The following is a 13,758-nucleotide window of genomic DNA, read 5'->3' on the forward strand; positions in this document are numbered from 1 at the left end:
ACAGACTCCTTCAGTGTACAAGTGTTCGCTGAAATACTACTATCGTCTGGTCATTTAACGCTTAAGGTCTGCCATGCAGCAACAGGTTCCCCCCACTATTCATCTAAAACCCTACACAATCGTAGAAGAGTGGCTCAATGCCATTAGTCATGGCATTGGGTGTGTTGCGTCTATCGTCGGTTTGGTGTTTTTGCTTTCACGAGCAGCGGATACCCTAGCCCAAGTGGCATCGATTATTTACGGCGCATCAATGATAGCCATGTTTCTGTCTTCCACGCTTTACCACGCGTTTTCAAACCCCAAAGTAAAAGCGGTGCTTAAAATTATCGATCACAGTGCTATCTACTTATTGATCGCAGGTACTTATACCCCTTTTATGTTACTAGCCGTTGGTGGCTGGGTAGGGGTAATCGGTATTTCGCTTATTTGGGCTTTAGCGGTGATTGGGGTGGGTTTTAAATGCTTGGCGTCGGGGCGCTTTCCAAAAATATCAGTGGCTACCTACTTGCTAATGGGCTGGCTGGCAGTGTTCTTTATTTATCCTTTGTATATGTCGCTGCCTAGTGAAGGGCTCTGGCTGTTGATTGCTGGTGGTTTATGTTACAGCGTTGGGGTGTTGTTTTATGTGGCGAAGACGATTCGCTATACCCACCCTATTTGGCATGTATTTGTGACCGCTGGGTGTATTTGCCACTTTTTCTCTATTTATTACTATGTGGTCTAGGTCTAGGTCTACGTCACGCGCAGAGAAAGGCCAAAACCTTCTATAAAACGAGTTTTCGCATCCTAAAGGTGAACTTTCTAAGCCTTTATCTGCATAGACGTTGCTAAGACTTACCCTGATAGCTTAAGCTAGAGCCAAATTTGCTTGAGCAATTCGCCCAACGGACCCAACGCTTTTATGTACGAAAATTATTATGGACTTAACTCTAAACCTTTTCAACTGACACCGGACCCGAGCTTTTTCTTTGCCAGTAAATGGCACAAGCGAGCCATGTCGTACCTGCAATACGGACTGTCTCAGGCTGAAGGGTTTATTGTTATTACAGGTGATATTGGCACGGGTAAAACTACCATTGCTAATAGTTTACTAGATGCCATGGAAGCCGGCATTGTTGCGGCGCAAATTGTTACTCCAAAACTTACCCCTGACGAGCTAGTGAAAATGGTCGCCAGTAAGTTTGAAATTCCAGTTAAAGGTAGTACTAAATCTGACATTCTAGGCGACTTAGAGCTATTTCTTACCCAGTTGCACCAACAAGGTAAACGCGCTTTACTGCTGGTGGATGAAGCGCAAAACTTACCGTTAGAAACCATCGAAGAATTGCGCATGCTGTCGAATTATCAAAAAAACGGCAAGCCATTATTACAAAGCTTTTTACTCGGGCAAGAAGAGCTACAACCCATTTTGCGTGCGCCGAATATGGAACAGTTTCGTCAGCGTATTGTGGCGTCTTGTCATTTATCGCCGTTAACAGAAGACGAATGCCAAGCGTATATCGAATATAGAATGCAGCATGCGGGTTATGAAGGAAACGCTCTTTTCTCCAGTGATGCTTACAGCAAAATTTTCGTTTTTACCCGAGGTGTTCCGCGTAAAATTAACACCTTGATGGACCGTATTTTACTGTACGGATTCCTTGAAGAGCTTGAAACCTTTGATGAAACCGCAGTTGAAGCTGTGGTCAAAGAAGTGGCCGACGAGATGTTTTTACCTGACAACAAAGTGGCAGATGAAGATGAAGCGCCAGTCTCAGGTGATGCACAACCGACTACAGCGGCGAATGCCAGTAACGAGGCCGCCCCTAATGTTTTAAAAGACGTAACCTATTACAAAACCATGCTAACTGAGCTAACAGACGCCCTTGACGATGCCATCAGTCATAAAATCAAATTGACTCGCTACATCGATAAACTGCTGAAGAAAAAATATAAAACCTATGTGCGCTTAAAATCCGACGATTAATGTAGGTCCTGTTTTTTGTGGTGAGTTAATGCCTAAAACGGTCAACTCTTAGTCCGTTTTAGAACTATTCATCATGTTAAGTTGTTAATATTTCGTAAAAAAAGAGGAAATTGAACTAAAAGGGTATTATATTATCCAATATGTTGGCGGGGTTTGCTTTACACCGCAAGTGCGTTGAATTTTTTAACCACCTTGCCGATAAGGTAATACAGCAGAGGGTAATATGATGAAGCACGGTATGTACAACAGAAAGTCAGAGCAAGATGAATCAGGCGTATATCAAGCATTAAAAGATCGCCGCAAAGCCTATTATCACGGTAAATATAACCGAGAAGTTTTTTCAGTGGTGTTGTTGGTAGCCTGTGTCGGTATGTTTTTATTGCGTTCAGGAGTGTAGTGTTTTTAGTGTCACTAAACCTAGTACTCCTGAAGCCTTCTAATAAAGCGTAAAGCGCGCACATACGGGCATCGTTAATATTTAATCATTCAATTTTGCTGAGCCTTTGATTTCCCCTTCTTTTAACCACTCGCTCCATTGAGCGCTTTAAATACATTCGCTTTTCGTCTTTCCAACTTTTGCTTGTTAAATCTCTCCCAAACGCGATTTTATAAACTCGGCTAGTTTGTCGCTTGCTTGCCAATAGCGCTGCGCTTGGTTAAATAGCGCAATACGAATTTTGCCTAAATCGGGCAGTATTTCATGGCGAATGATACTCAAATCTTTTGGCACACTGCTTCGGGCTAGGGCAGTTATGCCCAACCCTTGGTTTATCGCAGCAGTAATACCGGCTAAATCGGCGTTGGTATAAGTAATACGCCACTGGGTGGTTTGCTGTTTTAAGGCTTGTATGACACGGCTTCGATACATACAGCCATCCGGGGCAAGTACTAAGCTTAAGGTATTATTCGCAAAATTTTGGTTTCTGTTGCCCACCCATACTAAGTCATCATCTAGCAGTAATTCACCGTCAACCGTTTGATTATGGGGCAACAACGCCATGATTAAATCGAAGTCTTGGCGCTGATTTTCATTCAATAAAGACTTACTCAGGGCCGAGGTCACTTCTAAGGATACATCTGGGTAGAGCTTACTGAACTCCCCCACAATACTGGGCAGTAACGTGGTCGCAAACTCACTGGGAATACCAAGGCGCAATCGGCCGCGAATCGATGCAGGCTCAAACTGGCGAAAAATATCATCATTGATAGCCAACATGCTTTTCGCTTGATGATACAAATTCAGTCCATCGTGATTCACTTCGTGGCGCTGCCCAGCTTTACTGAACAGGCGCTTATTAAGCTGTGACTCTAAACGTTTAATTTGCAAGCTAATGGCCGGTTGCGAGCGACCAAGGTACTCTCCCGCTTTGGCGTAGCCGCCCAAATCAATCACAGTGACAAATGTACGTAAGTTATCCAGAGAAAGTTGCTTCATTATTCGCCATATAGATTAGCTAACCTGATGAAAGTAATTGTATAGATAAGTAATGTTAATGTAAGCATTAATATTTTCAATTTGTTGTGACCAAATCTGCTACCTATACTGGCAATCACGTTAATCAAAACAGATAAGTCACATGCCAAATAAAACGGTTTTGCACAGTAAGCACCTAGAATCAGGCGCTAAAATGGTTGATTTTCATGGCTGGGAAATGCCAATCAATTACGGCTCACAAATAGAAGAGCATCACGCTGTGCGCCGCACTGCCGGTATGTTTGACGTATCCCATATGACCATTGTCGATGTGGTTGGCGAGCAAGCCCAAGACTACCTTCGTCATTTATTGGCCAACGACGTAGCTAAATTAAAAGAGCGCGGCAAAGCCCTTTATAGCGGCATGTTGAATGAAGAAGGCGGCGTAGTTGATGATTTGATTGTGTATCACTTTGAAACTACCAATTATCGCCTAGTGGTTAACTCAGCCACGCGCCAAAAAGACATGGACTGGTTAAATGCGCAAGCTGAAGGCTTTGACGTGACCATTACCGAACGCCCAGAGTTCGCCATGATCGCCGTACAAGGGCCACAAGCCAAAGAGAAAGCCGCGACCTTATTCTCATCAGCGCAAAATGAAGCCGTAGCCGGTATGAAACCGTTTTTTGGTGTGCAAGCAGAAGATTTGTTCATTGCGACAACAGGTTATACAGGCGAAGCAGGCTACGAAATTATGGTACCTAACGAGCAAGCCGCTGACTTTTGGCAGAAGCTAATTGATGCTGGTGTAGCCCCTTGTGGTTTAGGCGCACGCGACACCTTGCGCTTAGAAGCCGGCATGAACTTATATGGCCAAGACATGGACGAAACCATTTCGCCCCTTGCTGCCAACATGGGCTGGACCATCACATGGGAGCCGGCAGAGCGCGACTTTGTTGGCCGAAAAGCCCTAGAAGCACAAAAAGCTGCCGGTACCGACAAGCTAGTGGGCCTAGTACTCACTGAAAAAGGGGTACTTCGTCACGGTCAAGCCGTGAAAGTAGAAGGCGGCGAAGGCGTTATCACCTCGGGTACGTTTTCCCCAACCCTTGGGCACAGTATTGCCATGGCGCGCGTACCTTCATCTGTCGGTGATACCGCACAGGTGGAAATGCGCAAAAAGTGGGTTACAGTAAATGTGGTTAAACCCAGCTTTGTGCGAAATGGCAAAAGCGTTTTATAAGAAATTAACTGGTGCGGCAGTGCTTTGTAACTGCCGAGCTTGAGCAAACGACTTCACTATTTAGGAACAACTATGAGCAATATCCCTTCAGATCTACGTTATGCCACCACTCATGAATGGGTTCGCCCTGAAGGCGACGGTACGTTTACTGTCGGTATCAGTGAGCACGCCCAAGAGCTTCTTGGCGATATGGTATTTGTTGAATTACCTGACGTTGGCGCTACGGTCAGTGCTGGCGACGACATCGCGGTTGCAGAATCAGTTAAAGCGGCATCAGACGTTTACGCACCAATCGGCGGTGAAATTGTTGGCGTCAATGAAGACCTAGAAGACAGCCCAGAGTTAGTTAACTCTGACCCTTACGGGGACGGTTGGTTGTTTCGCATTAAAGCAGATGATGCAGACGAAGTTGAAGGCCTGCTTGACGCTGAAGGTTACGAAAACAGCATCGAAGAAGAGTAAGTATGCGTTAAATCAAAGAGCAACCTTGGGTTGCTCTTTGTTGTTTTAACGACGATTGTTTTTTATTTTTCACAGTAGGGTTATGGCCTTGCCATTGGCAACGTAGGCGTAACACTGCTTCTTGTTTTATCTAATATTTTTACCTTAATCATGCGTTAAATCGTTTGATTCAGGCCACTCACGTTTTAAGGAATCGGTAAGCCAGTTATGCCACATGCTAATTTTTCCCTTTCGCAGTTAGAGCAAACGCAAGATTTTATTCGCCGCCATATTGGCCCAAGTGAAGCTGAAATGGCTGACATGTTGGAATGTGTTGGTGCCGAGTCGTTGGACGATTTGATGCAACAAACCGTACCTGAAGGTATTCGTTTGCCAGAAAGCCTAAACGTGGGTGAAAGCCAAACTGAGGCACAAGCCTTGGCCTATTTGAAAACCGTAGCCAGCAAGAACCAAGTAAACCGTTCTTACATTGGCATGGGTTACAGCGATACTCTAACCCCGAACGTTATTTTACGTAACGTGCTAGAAAACCCAGGTTGGTACACTGCGTACACGCCGTATCAGCCAGAAATTGCTCAAGGGCGTTTACAAGCGCTGCTTAACTTTCAGCAAGTGACCATTGATTTAACTGGAATGGAGCTTGCTTCTGCTTCTTTGCTAGACGAAGCTACCGCCGCAGCCGAGGCCATGGGCCTTGCTAAGCGCGTATCGAAAAACAAAAAATCAAACCTGTTCTTTGTGGCTGAGGATGTGCACCCACAAACCTTTGACGTGATTCAAACCCGTGCTGATATGTTCGGTTTTGACGTCGTTGTGGGCAAAGCGGCAGATGCAGCCAGCCATGACGTGTTCGGTGCATTGCTGCAATATCCAGGCACCACAGGGGCAGTAAATGACCTAACCGACATTATCGCCCAAGTACAAGCAAACAAAGGCATAGTCGCGGTCTCGGCTGACATTATGAGCTTGGTGTTACTTAAAGCGCCAAGTGAAATGGGCGCAGATGTGGTGCTAGGTTCAGCTCAACGTTTTGGCGTACCTATGGGATACGGCGGGCCACACGCTGCGTTTTTCGCTACGCGCGATGCCTACAAGCGCTCGCTTCCTGGGCGTATTATTGGTGTATCAAAAGACACGCGTGGTCGCCCGGCCCTGCGCATGGCACTACAAACCCGTGAGCAACATATCCGCCGTGAAAAGGCCAACTCAAACATTTGTACCGCTCAGGTGTTACTGGCTAACATGGCATCGTTCTACGCTGTGTACCACGGTCCTGACGGCCTAAAAACAATAGCATCACGTATTCATCGCTTTGCTGACATTCTTGCTGCCGGTATTACCCAACATGCTGACAAGGGCCTGAGCCTAGCGAATAACACCTGGTTCGATACCATTACGGTTAACGTAGGCGACAAAAAAGACGCGATCGTGGCAGCGGCTCATAGCGCGAAAATGAATTTACGTACCGACTTAGACGGTGCAGTGGGTATTAGCCTTGATGAAACCACCACCCGTGATGACCTACAAAACCTGTTCAACGTGTTGTTAGGCGACGATCACGGATTAGACATTAACCAACTTGATCAGCAAATTGTGGCGAAAGGCAGTCAGTCCATTCCGGCTGATTTAGTGCGTACCAGCGATATTTTGACTCACGAAGTGTTTAACAGCTACCAGTCAGAAACTGAAATGCTGCGTTACATCAAATCATTAGAAGACAAAGACTTAGCCCTTAATCACTCGATGATAAGCCTAGGCTCATGCACCATGAAACTGAATGCCACCGCTGAAATGATCCCGGTGACCTGGCCTGAGTTTGGTAAATTGCACCCGTTCGCTCCTATCGAGCAAGCACAAGGCTACAGCCAAATGTTGAGCGAATTAAGCGAATGGTTACTAGATATCACAGGCTACGATGCACTTTCTATGCAGCCTAACTCAGGTGCACAGGGCGAATATGCTGGCCTTATCGCGATTCAGCGTTACCACGAAAGCCGCAACGAAGGGCATCGTAATATTTGCCTTATCCCAAGCTCTGCGCACGGTACTAACCCTGCGTCAGCGCAAATGGTTAGCTTGAAAGTGGTGGTGGTGAACTGTGACAAAAACGGCAACGTCGACTTAGCTGATTTACGCAAAAAAGCCGCAGAAGTGGCAGACAACCTGTCTTGCGCCATGATCACCTACCCATCTACCCATGGTGTGTACGAAGAAACCATCAAAGAAATGTGCGACATAGTGCATGAGTTTGGTGGTCAGGTGTATCTTGATGGTGCGAATATGAACGCGCAGGTAGGCATTACCTCACCTGGTCATATTGGCTCTGATGTATCGCACTTAAACTTGCACAAAACCTTCTGTATTCCCCACGGTGGCGGCGGCCCGGGTATGGGGCCAATCGGAGTTAAATCGCACTTAGCGCCGTTCTTACCAAACCATAAAGTCATCGACACAGGCAACACCAGTGCCGGCAATGGCGCGGTATCTGCAGCGCCTTGGGGCAGTGCATCTATTTTGCCTATCAGCTACATGTACATCAAAATGATGGGCAGTGCAGGGCTTAAAAAGGCTACCGAAGTGGCAATTTTAAACGCCAACTACATCGCCAATAAGCTAGACGGCCACTACAACGTCTTGTATCGCGGACGAAATGGCCGCGTAGCACACGAATGTATTATCGACCTGCGCCCCATAAAAGAAGCATCAGGCGTCACCGAAGTCGATATCGCCAAACGCCTAAACGATTACGGCTTTCACGCACCGACCATGAGCTTCCCAGTAGCAGGCACGCTGATGATCGAGCCAACAGAGTCAGAAGCCAAAGTCGAGCTAGACCGCTTCATCGAAGCCATGGTATGCATCCGTGCTGAAGCGGCAAAAGTTGAATCAGGTGAGTGGAGCGCAACTGACAACCCATTGCACAACGCACCGCACACCCTAGACGATATCTGTGACGCCAACTGGGATCGCAGTTACGATCGCCACACAGCGGCCTACCCAGTCGCCAGCGTAGCGAAAAACAAATTCTGGCCCTCGGTTAACCGCATCGATGACGTATTCGGGGACAGAAATTTGATTTGTTCTTGCCCTAGTATTGAGACGTATATGGAAGAGTAGGGGGCGCTACGCTTAAAAGCATACGCTTCGCTTACCGCCATCCGTGGATTTTTTCTCCCAGCATCCATGCTGGGAGACCTACTTTTCTTCAACAGCTAAGAAAAGTAGGCAAAAGAAGCCGCGCTCCAACCAATTTTCAATTCATATTTGAAATAGACTTCAATGCCAGAACGGCGAAAGGCAACATCCATGTAAAGCGGTTCGCATTGCCCTGACGTCCATGTCAGGTCATCTGGCAAGTCTATTTAAAATCTGGAAAATTGGAGTCGCTGTAAATCAAAAGCATGGCTTTGCTATACAAGAGGGTGATCCCTCTTTTTCTTAAGCTAAGATTTTCAGGATTTCTTAGTAAAACTAAACAGATTGTAGTGAGGAATTTAGAGGGAGTGTTTTTAAAATTTCTCTGACCTCTTTTATATGTGCCCCCCAATCAATTATTGGGAGCGGCTTAAAGATTTTCTACAAATGACTGCCGCTTAAAATGGGGGTATTACAAAAGCTAATGCTAAAATATGACCTTAATACGCTTTTTCTTTTGCCCTTCAAGCTTTATTGTTAACAATGTGTTTGTGAAATGTTGACTGTATTGTGGTTGGGGAGTACTCTGACTCTATATTTATAACGAGTACGATTTCTGGGTCCTCTATTTATGTTTCGCTGCATAACCCGTCTTCAATCTATAATATTATCAAGGTTTCAGCGCAGAACAGTGGCTGTTGTCAGCACAGTACTTTGTGTCAACAGTGCATGGGTTGTTGCCAATACGCTAGACAATGAAGTTAGCCTTTACGGGTTTGAATCAGCCAGTTCACTTTCTTCCGTATTTACTCACAATGGCAGCGTTAAAGTTGTATCTGCGTTTATTATGGAGGGATACCAGTACAACGGTGAACGAATAGCAATTAGTGCAGATGGTAACAATCAAGCTGATCATCACACTGAAGCACGCTGGCCGCGAGCTGACGAGGATGATTGGGCAGGTACAGCCGCAACACTAGCAATGCTTGCCAAAAAAGGGTTGCAAGATAAATTGGTGCATTATTCCTTCAACAACTTCATTGATGCACCACCGCATACCACCGAAACAAATTACATGGCGGACTCTGTCACTGGTGCAATTGAGTGGTGGAACTTTCCTAAATCACAATTCTTCGATGTGTCGAAAAATACAGATAGGGCAATTGAACATCTGGCGCGTGAGATTGCAAAATCTAGTGAACACGACCCTCTGTATTTTATCCATATGGGCCCTTCAGAATTTCTTTATCAGGCCGTTGCACGCGTAATCGATATAGAAAAGATTGCGTCACTTTCTCACGTATATGTTGTTTCTCATAGTGGGTACAACGACAAACATTTGAGAAGAAAAGCGCATCATACAATGTCAGATGTATTGCTTCTAAGTGGTAACCGCATCCATTACAAAAGAATTATTGATCAGAACGCGTGTGACAAACCCACAACGCTATGGTGCTCAAAATCATTTGAACCCTTTGAGTGGCTTAAAACCCACAAAGACCCTTCGTTACGTTGGTTGTGGGAGCGAATGCAGCACAACCCTAAGAAAAAGGCTGACTTGTCTGATGCTGGGATGGTGTTTTTTCTGCTTGAGGGAGATGAACACGGTAACCCCCAAAAATTCCGCCGGTTTCTGGGAAATTCGGTAATGCCAAGATAGCGCTGGCAGGTAGCAGGCTTCAGACCGTTTCAGGCTCGGGGAATAGAGGTGGTAAGCCCGAACTGCTAAGCACAGAATCGCAAGCAATGAGAATAAACGAATGAATGCCTAACAAATACTGTTATCAGAATAACTGAGTAGTGAATTCAGGTTCATGTATTTCGGTATTGAAGTCTTCACTATTTTGCAGTGGGAACACAATGAAAAAAAATGTGGATGTAAAAAAAGAGGATACAACTTGAGTTTTCTCATGATGGCCAGCAATAGTGTTTGCACTATCGGTTTTGTGCTGTTGCTCATGACTTTGTCTGTTGACGATTACGCCAATGATATGGGCGAGACGGCATTTAAAGAAAATTGTGGCGCCTGTCACGATCTAAAGCAAAATAGTACAGGTCCATCGTTAGTTTATATTAGCGATCGTTACCCAGAGACTAAACGGGAGGCATTTTTAGCATGGGTGAAAAGTCCGGGTAAGAAAAACCCTGATATGATCCAAATGCCTGCGATTACCTATTTGGACAACGATACGCTTGCAGCTATTCACCTTTACATTTTGGATGTGAGTAAGGACCAAAAACAAGAAGGGGAAAAACCTAAATTCGCACCTTACAAGCCGCCACAGCGACCTTATCCCCAAGTATTGAGACATTATCTGCCTTTCACTAGCCCAGCATCAATAGCTATTGCTCTAAATTCTGAATTAACAGTGGTATGGGATACCACCATAGCAAAATTGCGCTATGTGTACCCCACTGGCGCTGATTTTGACGGAGAAAAAAGACGAGAGGAAAATGCGAAAGCCATAATGTATACAGAAGAAAGCGACGTTTTATTTTCGTTTGTTGATAATAAGGAAATTATGTTCAAAGGATATCAATTGATTAAGGGGGAGCCAGAGTTTCATTATCAGGTCGGCAACGTTGAAGTAAAAGAACGTATTCATTTAGGGAGTAATGAAAGATCGTTCGTTCGTGAGTTTACAATAACAGGCGTAAAACAAGATGTAGCACTTACTCTTGACCATTCGTCTCCATCTTCAATACGCCTTAATGGAAAACCTCTAACCGACGATAACGTTCACTTGTCCCCTGAGCAAGTGTCGAGCTTCAGCATTGAGGTGGAATTATGAATACCCTTTTATTCGCAGCGCTGCTGGTGGCGCTTCTTTCCCACCTTATGTTTTCCGCGATGGTAAAAGCAGATTGGTATGACTACTACGCCATTGAGCGGGTTGATTACCCAATTGAAATTGACCCTCAAGTCGGTGGTTTAACGGCAATGAAAGACGGCCGATTAGCGCTTACTGTGATGCACGGAGATGTGGTTATCTATGATCCTGAGTCTGAAACATGGGACGTGTTTGCGTCGGGGTTACATATGCCACTTGGTATTGTAGAGGAGAAGCCGGGACAATTTTTAGTCATTCAAAAGCCGGAGCTTACGCGGATAATTGACACTGATAGTGATGGTAAGGCAGATCAGTATCAGACGGTATACGATGATTTTGGAATGACGGGAAACTACCACGAATTTGCGTTTGGTCCTGTGGTTGACACTGAAGGAAATATATTTGTTGCGCTAAATGTAGCATCTAATTTTAATGGAGTTTTTGAGTATATAAGGGGGGAATACAGTGAGTTATGTCCTCCTAAAGACAAGATGCAGCAGTGGCATGACTTTGAAAAATGGAAACAAGGGTATCGGAAAAAGGTAACTCGCATGTTTTCTTGTGCGCCTTACCGAGGGTGGGTAATGAAGATAGCGCCTGACGGTGAGGTTACGCCTTTTGCTTCAGGGTTTAGGTCGCCAGCTGGAATGGGATTCGATGATAACGGGCGCCTATGGGTAACTGATAATCAGGGGGACTGGATAGGAACAAGCCCTTTGCATCATGTCAGCGAGGGAGATTTTGCAGGACATCCCGCTTCTTTGCATTGGAAAAAAGGTTGGCAAAAGCCCCATTCTGAAATAGAAGCGTCTGATTTATTACCGTTGCGCAAACCCGCAGCGGCATTGTTTCCACATGGAGAGCTGGCGAATTCACCAACGAAACCAGTTAAAACTATCGCTAAATCTCTTTTTGGTCTTCCAGAGGGAGAAATGCTCTTAGGTGATATGAATAAAAATCATCTCATTCGATATTTACCCGATGAAATTGACGGAACATCGCAAGGAACACTCATTCCTTTTGTAGGGGGCAACGCTCTTGGCATTGGAAATTACACGATGGACTTCTCTTCAGATGGCGCATTGTGGGTCGGCAAAGTACACATGAATTGGGCTGGTGGAGAGGGCTTGCTCAAAATCACTAAGAAAAAAACGCCTTTTCTTATTGAAAGTGTAACGCTTCATAAAGACGGGTTTCAAATTACCGCTAATGAGCCCATCGAGGCTCTGCCAGATACTGTTTCAATAACCCACCATACCTATCACTATCACGCCAAATACGGTTCAGAAAAGGTGGATGTAACTAATGTAGTTCCAGCCAAACTCACCTTAGATAAATCGAGAAAGCAGCTTTTTATTACCTTAGACAGCCTGGCCGAGAATAGACTTTACACTATAGATCTAGGTGAAATGGTTAGCGTGAACGGTAAACCTCTAATGGGCACTGTTTTACGGTACAACCTGAACAAACGTGCAAGAGACTCACAATGAAGCGCAATATGTTTGGACAAAATGATGCGATACGTTGGTTAAATAGCGGGGGGCTAATCGTTCTTCTTCTAATTGCTAGCTTGAACGTTAACGCCCAAGAAGAAGCACAAACGCATCCATTTGTTAGTGGGGAAGATGGCGCTAGCAAGCAGCTTTTAACACAGCGTTGGTCACTCGTTGAAACACTTTCAGATGAATTTGAAGGGGATGAGTTAAGTCAAATATGGGATACCCGCAATATTGTTCCAGGCAAGTTTCTATGGAACGGCCGGTACCCAGGATTATTTCAGAAGAAGAATGTCAGTGTGGTTGATGGCGAGCTTTGGATGGAAGGAAAAAAGGAAGACGTTGTTTTCGAGGGAAGAACGTGGACGCATACTGGCGCCATTCTGCGTTCCCATGCCTTAATACAGCCGGGCATGTATACCGAAGCAAAAATGAAAACGACAACCACAATCATGTCGGGTACATTTTGGATGCAAACGCCCCATGATCCTAATTGTGAAACGGTGCCCAAAACTGAGCTCGATGTTACCGAAAGTATTGGGCGAGCATCGAGTAACACTAAGCCTCCGCTTGAGGGTGAGTCAGTGCCTGAATGGTATGAAAAGGCACGCACTAGCTTTCTTCAAGGCATTAATGCCACTGCTCGCCAGCGACAAGACAGCTGTACTGAGAAAGCGATAAATATTGAAACTCCGAAAGATCTCAGTGGCACATTCTCACCTTCTGAAAATTTTCATGTTTATGGCTTTCATTGGCGAACGCCCACACAACTTGACTTCTTCGTAGACGGGAAGTTCAACCACACGATTGTGCCCAGTATCCCATTTGAAAAACCCATGGCACTTATTTTGGCAATTGAAATTTATGACTTCAATTGGCCTACCGATGCAAAAAAAGATGGCTTCATGGCATCCAAGAAAGATCGCTCAACGCGATATCAGTGGATAAGAACATGGAAAACGGAGTAGAAACATGAAAAGCATAGTGTTTAGTAAACTCGCCTTAGTATCGCTGAGTCTTTTGCCCTCTATCAACTTGCAAAGACATCCATAATTAAAGTTTCGTAATAATTCACTCCTACTTAAAGGTGGAGGTTCCTACACGAGGAGTTGACCTTCTCAAGGTCAGGCCAATTGCGGATTTTTACTGGAATACTGTGCCTCGAAAAAAATGGCGCGTAAGGTCAATTTTTAGGCAAGGGCTAGGCTACA

At 45.2% G+C, this 13,758-nt stretch carries 11 protein-coding genes; 10 read left to right on the forward strand and 1 reads right to left on the reverse strand.

The features are described 5' to 3' along the window. The first annotated feature begins 73 nt into the window (after positions 1 to 73). The 3 genes from trhA (at position 74) to FX988_RS16460 (ending at position 2,363) form a co-directional block, all read left to right on the forward strand. Positions 74 to 724 carry a PAQR family membrane homeostasis protein TrhA gene (trhA, locus tag FX988_RS16450; RefSeq protein ID WP_160181194.1) on the forward strand — a complete coding sequence of 217 codons (651 nt, stop codon included), beginning with the start codon at positions 74 to 76 and terminating at the stop codon, positions 722 to 724. A gap of 177 nt (positions 725 to 901) precedes the next feature. After that, positions 902 to 1,966, forward strand: a complete 1,065-nt coding sequence (locus FX988_RS16455; RefSeq protein ID WP_160181195.1) for an XrtA/PEP-CTERM system-associated ATPase — start codon at positions 902 to 904, stop codon at positions 1,964 to 1,966. A gap of 238 nt (positions 1,967 to 2,204) precedes the next feature. Beyond that, complete coding sequence (locus tag FX988_RS16460) at positions 2,205 to 2,363, forward strand: hypothetical protein (protein ID WP_162470239.1); 159 nt, start codon at positions 2,205 to 2,207, stop codon at positions 2,361 to 2,363. 186 nt (positions 2,364 to 2,549) lie between these two features. Here FX988_RS16460 and FX988_RS16465 read toward each other — a convergent pair whose 3' ends face one another. Further along, complete coding sequence (locus FX988_RS16465) at positions 2,550 to 3,401, reverse strand: LysR substrate-binding domain-containing protein (RefSeq protein WP_160181196.1); 852 nt, start codon at positions 3,399 to 3,401, stop codon at positions 2,550 to 2,552. Positions 3,402 to 3,543: 142 nt separating this feature from the next. Here FX988_RS16465 and gcvT point away from each other — a divergent pair, with 142 nt between their 5' ends. From gcvT to FX988_RS16500, 7 genes are all read left to right on the forward strand, one after another. Beyond that, a complete protein-coding gene (gene gcvT, locus FX988_RS16470) occupies positions 3,544 to 4,623 on the forward strand; it encodes a glycine cleavage system aminomethyltransferase GcvT (RefSeq protein ID WP_160181197.1) in 1,080 nt (359 codons plus the stop codon). Between the two features lie 72 nt (positions 4,624 to 4,695). Next, a complete protein-coding gene (gene gcvH, locus FX988_RS16475) occupies positions 4,696 to 5,085 on the forward strand; it encodes a glycine cleavage system protein GcvH (protein WP_011576318.1) in 390 nt (129 codons plus the stop codon). A 207-nt stretch (positions 5,086 to 5,292) separates the two neighbouring features. Further along, positions 5,293 to 8,202, forward strand: a complete 2,910-nt coding sequence (gene gcvP, locus FX988_RS16480; RefSeq protein WP_160181198.1) for an aminomethyl-transferring glycine dehydrogenase — start codon at positions 5,293 to 5,295, stop codon at positions 8,200 to 8,202. A gap of 709 nt (positions 8,203 to 8,911) precedes the next feature. Then, positions 8,912 to 9,880 carry a hypothetical protein gene (locus tag FX988_RS16485; protein WP_160181199.1) on the forward strand — a complete coding sequence of 323 codons (969 nt, stop codon included), beginning with the start codon at positions 8,912 to 8,914 and terminating at the stop codon, positions 9,878 to 9,880. 238 nt (positions 9,881 to 10,118) lie between these two features. Further along, complete coding sequence (locus tag FX988_RS16490) at positions 10,119 to 11,012, forward strand: c-type cytochrome (protein ID WP_160181200.1); 894 nt, start codon at positions 10,119 to 10,121, stop codon at positions 11,010 to 11,012. After that, positions 11,009 to 12,541, forward strand: a complete 1,533-nt coding sequence (locus FX988_RS16495) for a hypothetical protein (RefSeq protein ID WP_160181201.1) — start codon at positions 11,009 to 11,011, stop codon at positions 12,539 to 12,541. The genes FX988_RS16490 and FX988_RS16495 overlap by 4 nt, the downstream gene beginning before the upstream one ends. Beyond that, entirely contained in the window at positions 12,538 to 13,515 is a 978-nt protein-coding gene (locus FX988_RS16500; protein ID WP_160181202.1) for a family 16 glycosylhydrolase, read from the forward strand. Before FX988_RS16495 ends, FX988_RS16500 begins: the two co-directional genes overlap by 4 nt. The last annotated feature ends 243 nt before the right edge of the window (positions 13,516 to 13,758 follow it).

Source organism: Paraglaciecola mesophila (genome assembly GCF_009906955.1).
Taxonomy (GTDB): domain Bacteria; phylum Pseudomonadota; class Gammaproteobacteria; order Enterobacterales; family Alteromonadaceae; genus Paraglaciecola; species Paraglaciecola mesophila_A.

Bases quoted from the DNA above. Each gene is read 5' to 3' on its own strand.
- FX988_RS16465 (WP_160181196.1), bottom strand. From the start codon at position 3,401: ATGAAGCAACTTTCTCTGGATAACTTACGTACATTTGTCACTGTGATT.
- FX988_RS16455 (WP_160181195.1), top strand. From the start codon at position 902: ATGTACGAAAATTATTATGGACTTAACTCTAAACCTTTTCAACTGACA.
- FX988_RS16500 (WP_160181202.1), top strand. From the start codon at position 12,538: ATGAAGCGCAATATGTTTGGACAAAATGATGCGATACGTTGGTTAAAT.
- gcvP (WP_160181198.1), top strand. From the start codon at position 5,293: ATGCCACATGCTAATTTTTCCCTTTCGCAGTTAGAGCAAACGCAAGAT.
- FX988_RS16460 (WP_162470239.1), top strand. From the start codon at position 2,205: ATGTACAACAGAAAGTCAGAGCAAGATGAATCAGGCGTATATCAAGCA.
- gcvH (WP_011576318.1), top strand. From the start codon at position 4,696: ATGAGCAATATCCCTTCAGATCTACGTTATGCCACCACTCATGAATGG.
- trhA (WP_160181194.1), top strand. From the start codon at position 74: ATGCAGCAACAGGTTCCCCCCACTATTCATCTAAAACCCTACACAATC.
- gcvT (WP_160181197.1), top strand. From the start codon at position 3,544: ATGCCAAATAAAACGGTTTTGCACAGTAAGCACCTAGAATCAGGCGCT.
- FX988_RS16495 (WP_160181201.1), top strand. From the start codon at position 11,009: ATGAATACCCTTTTATTCGCAGCGCTGCTGGTGGCGCTTCTTTCCCAC.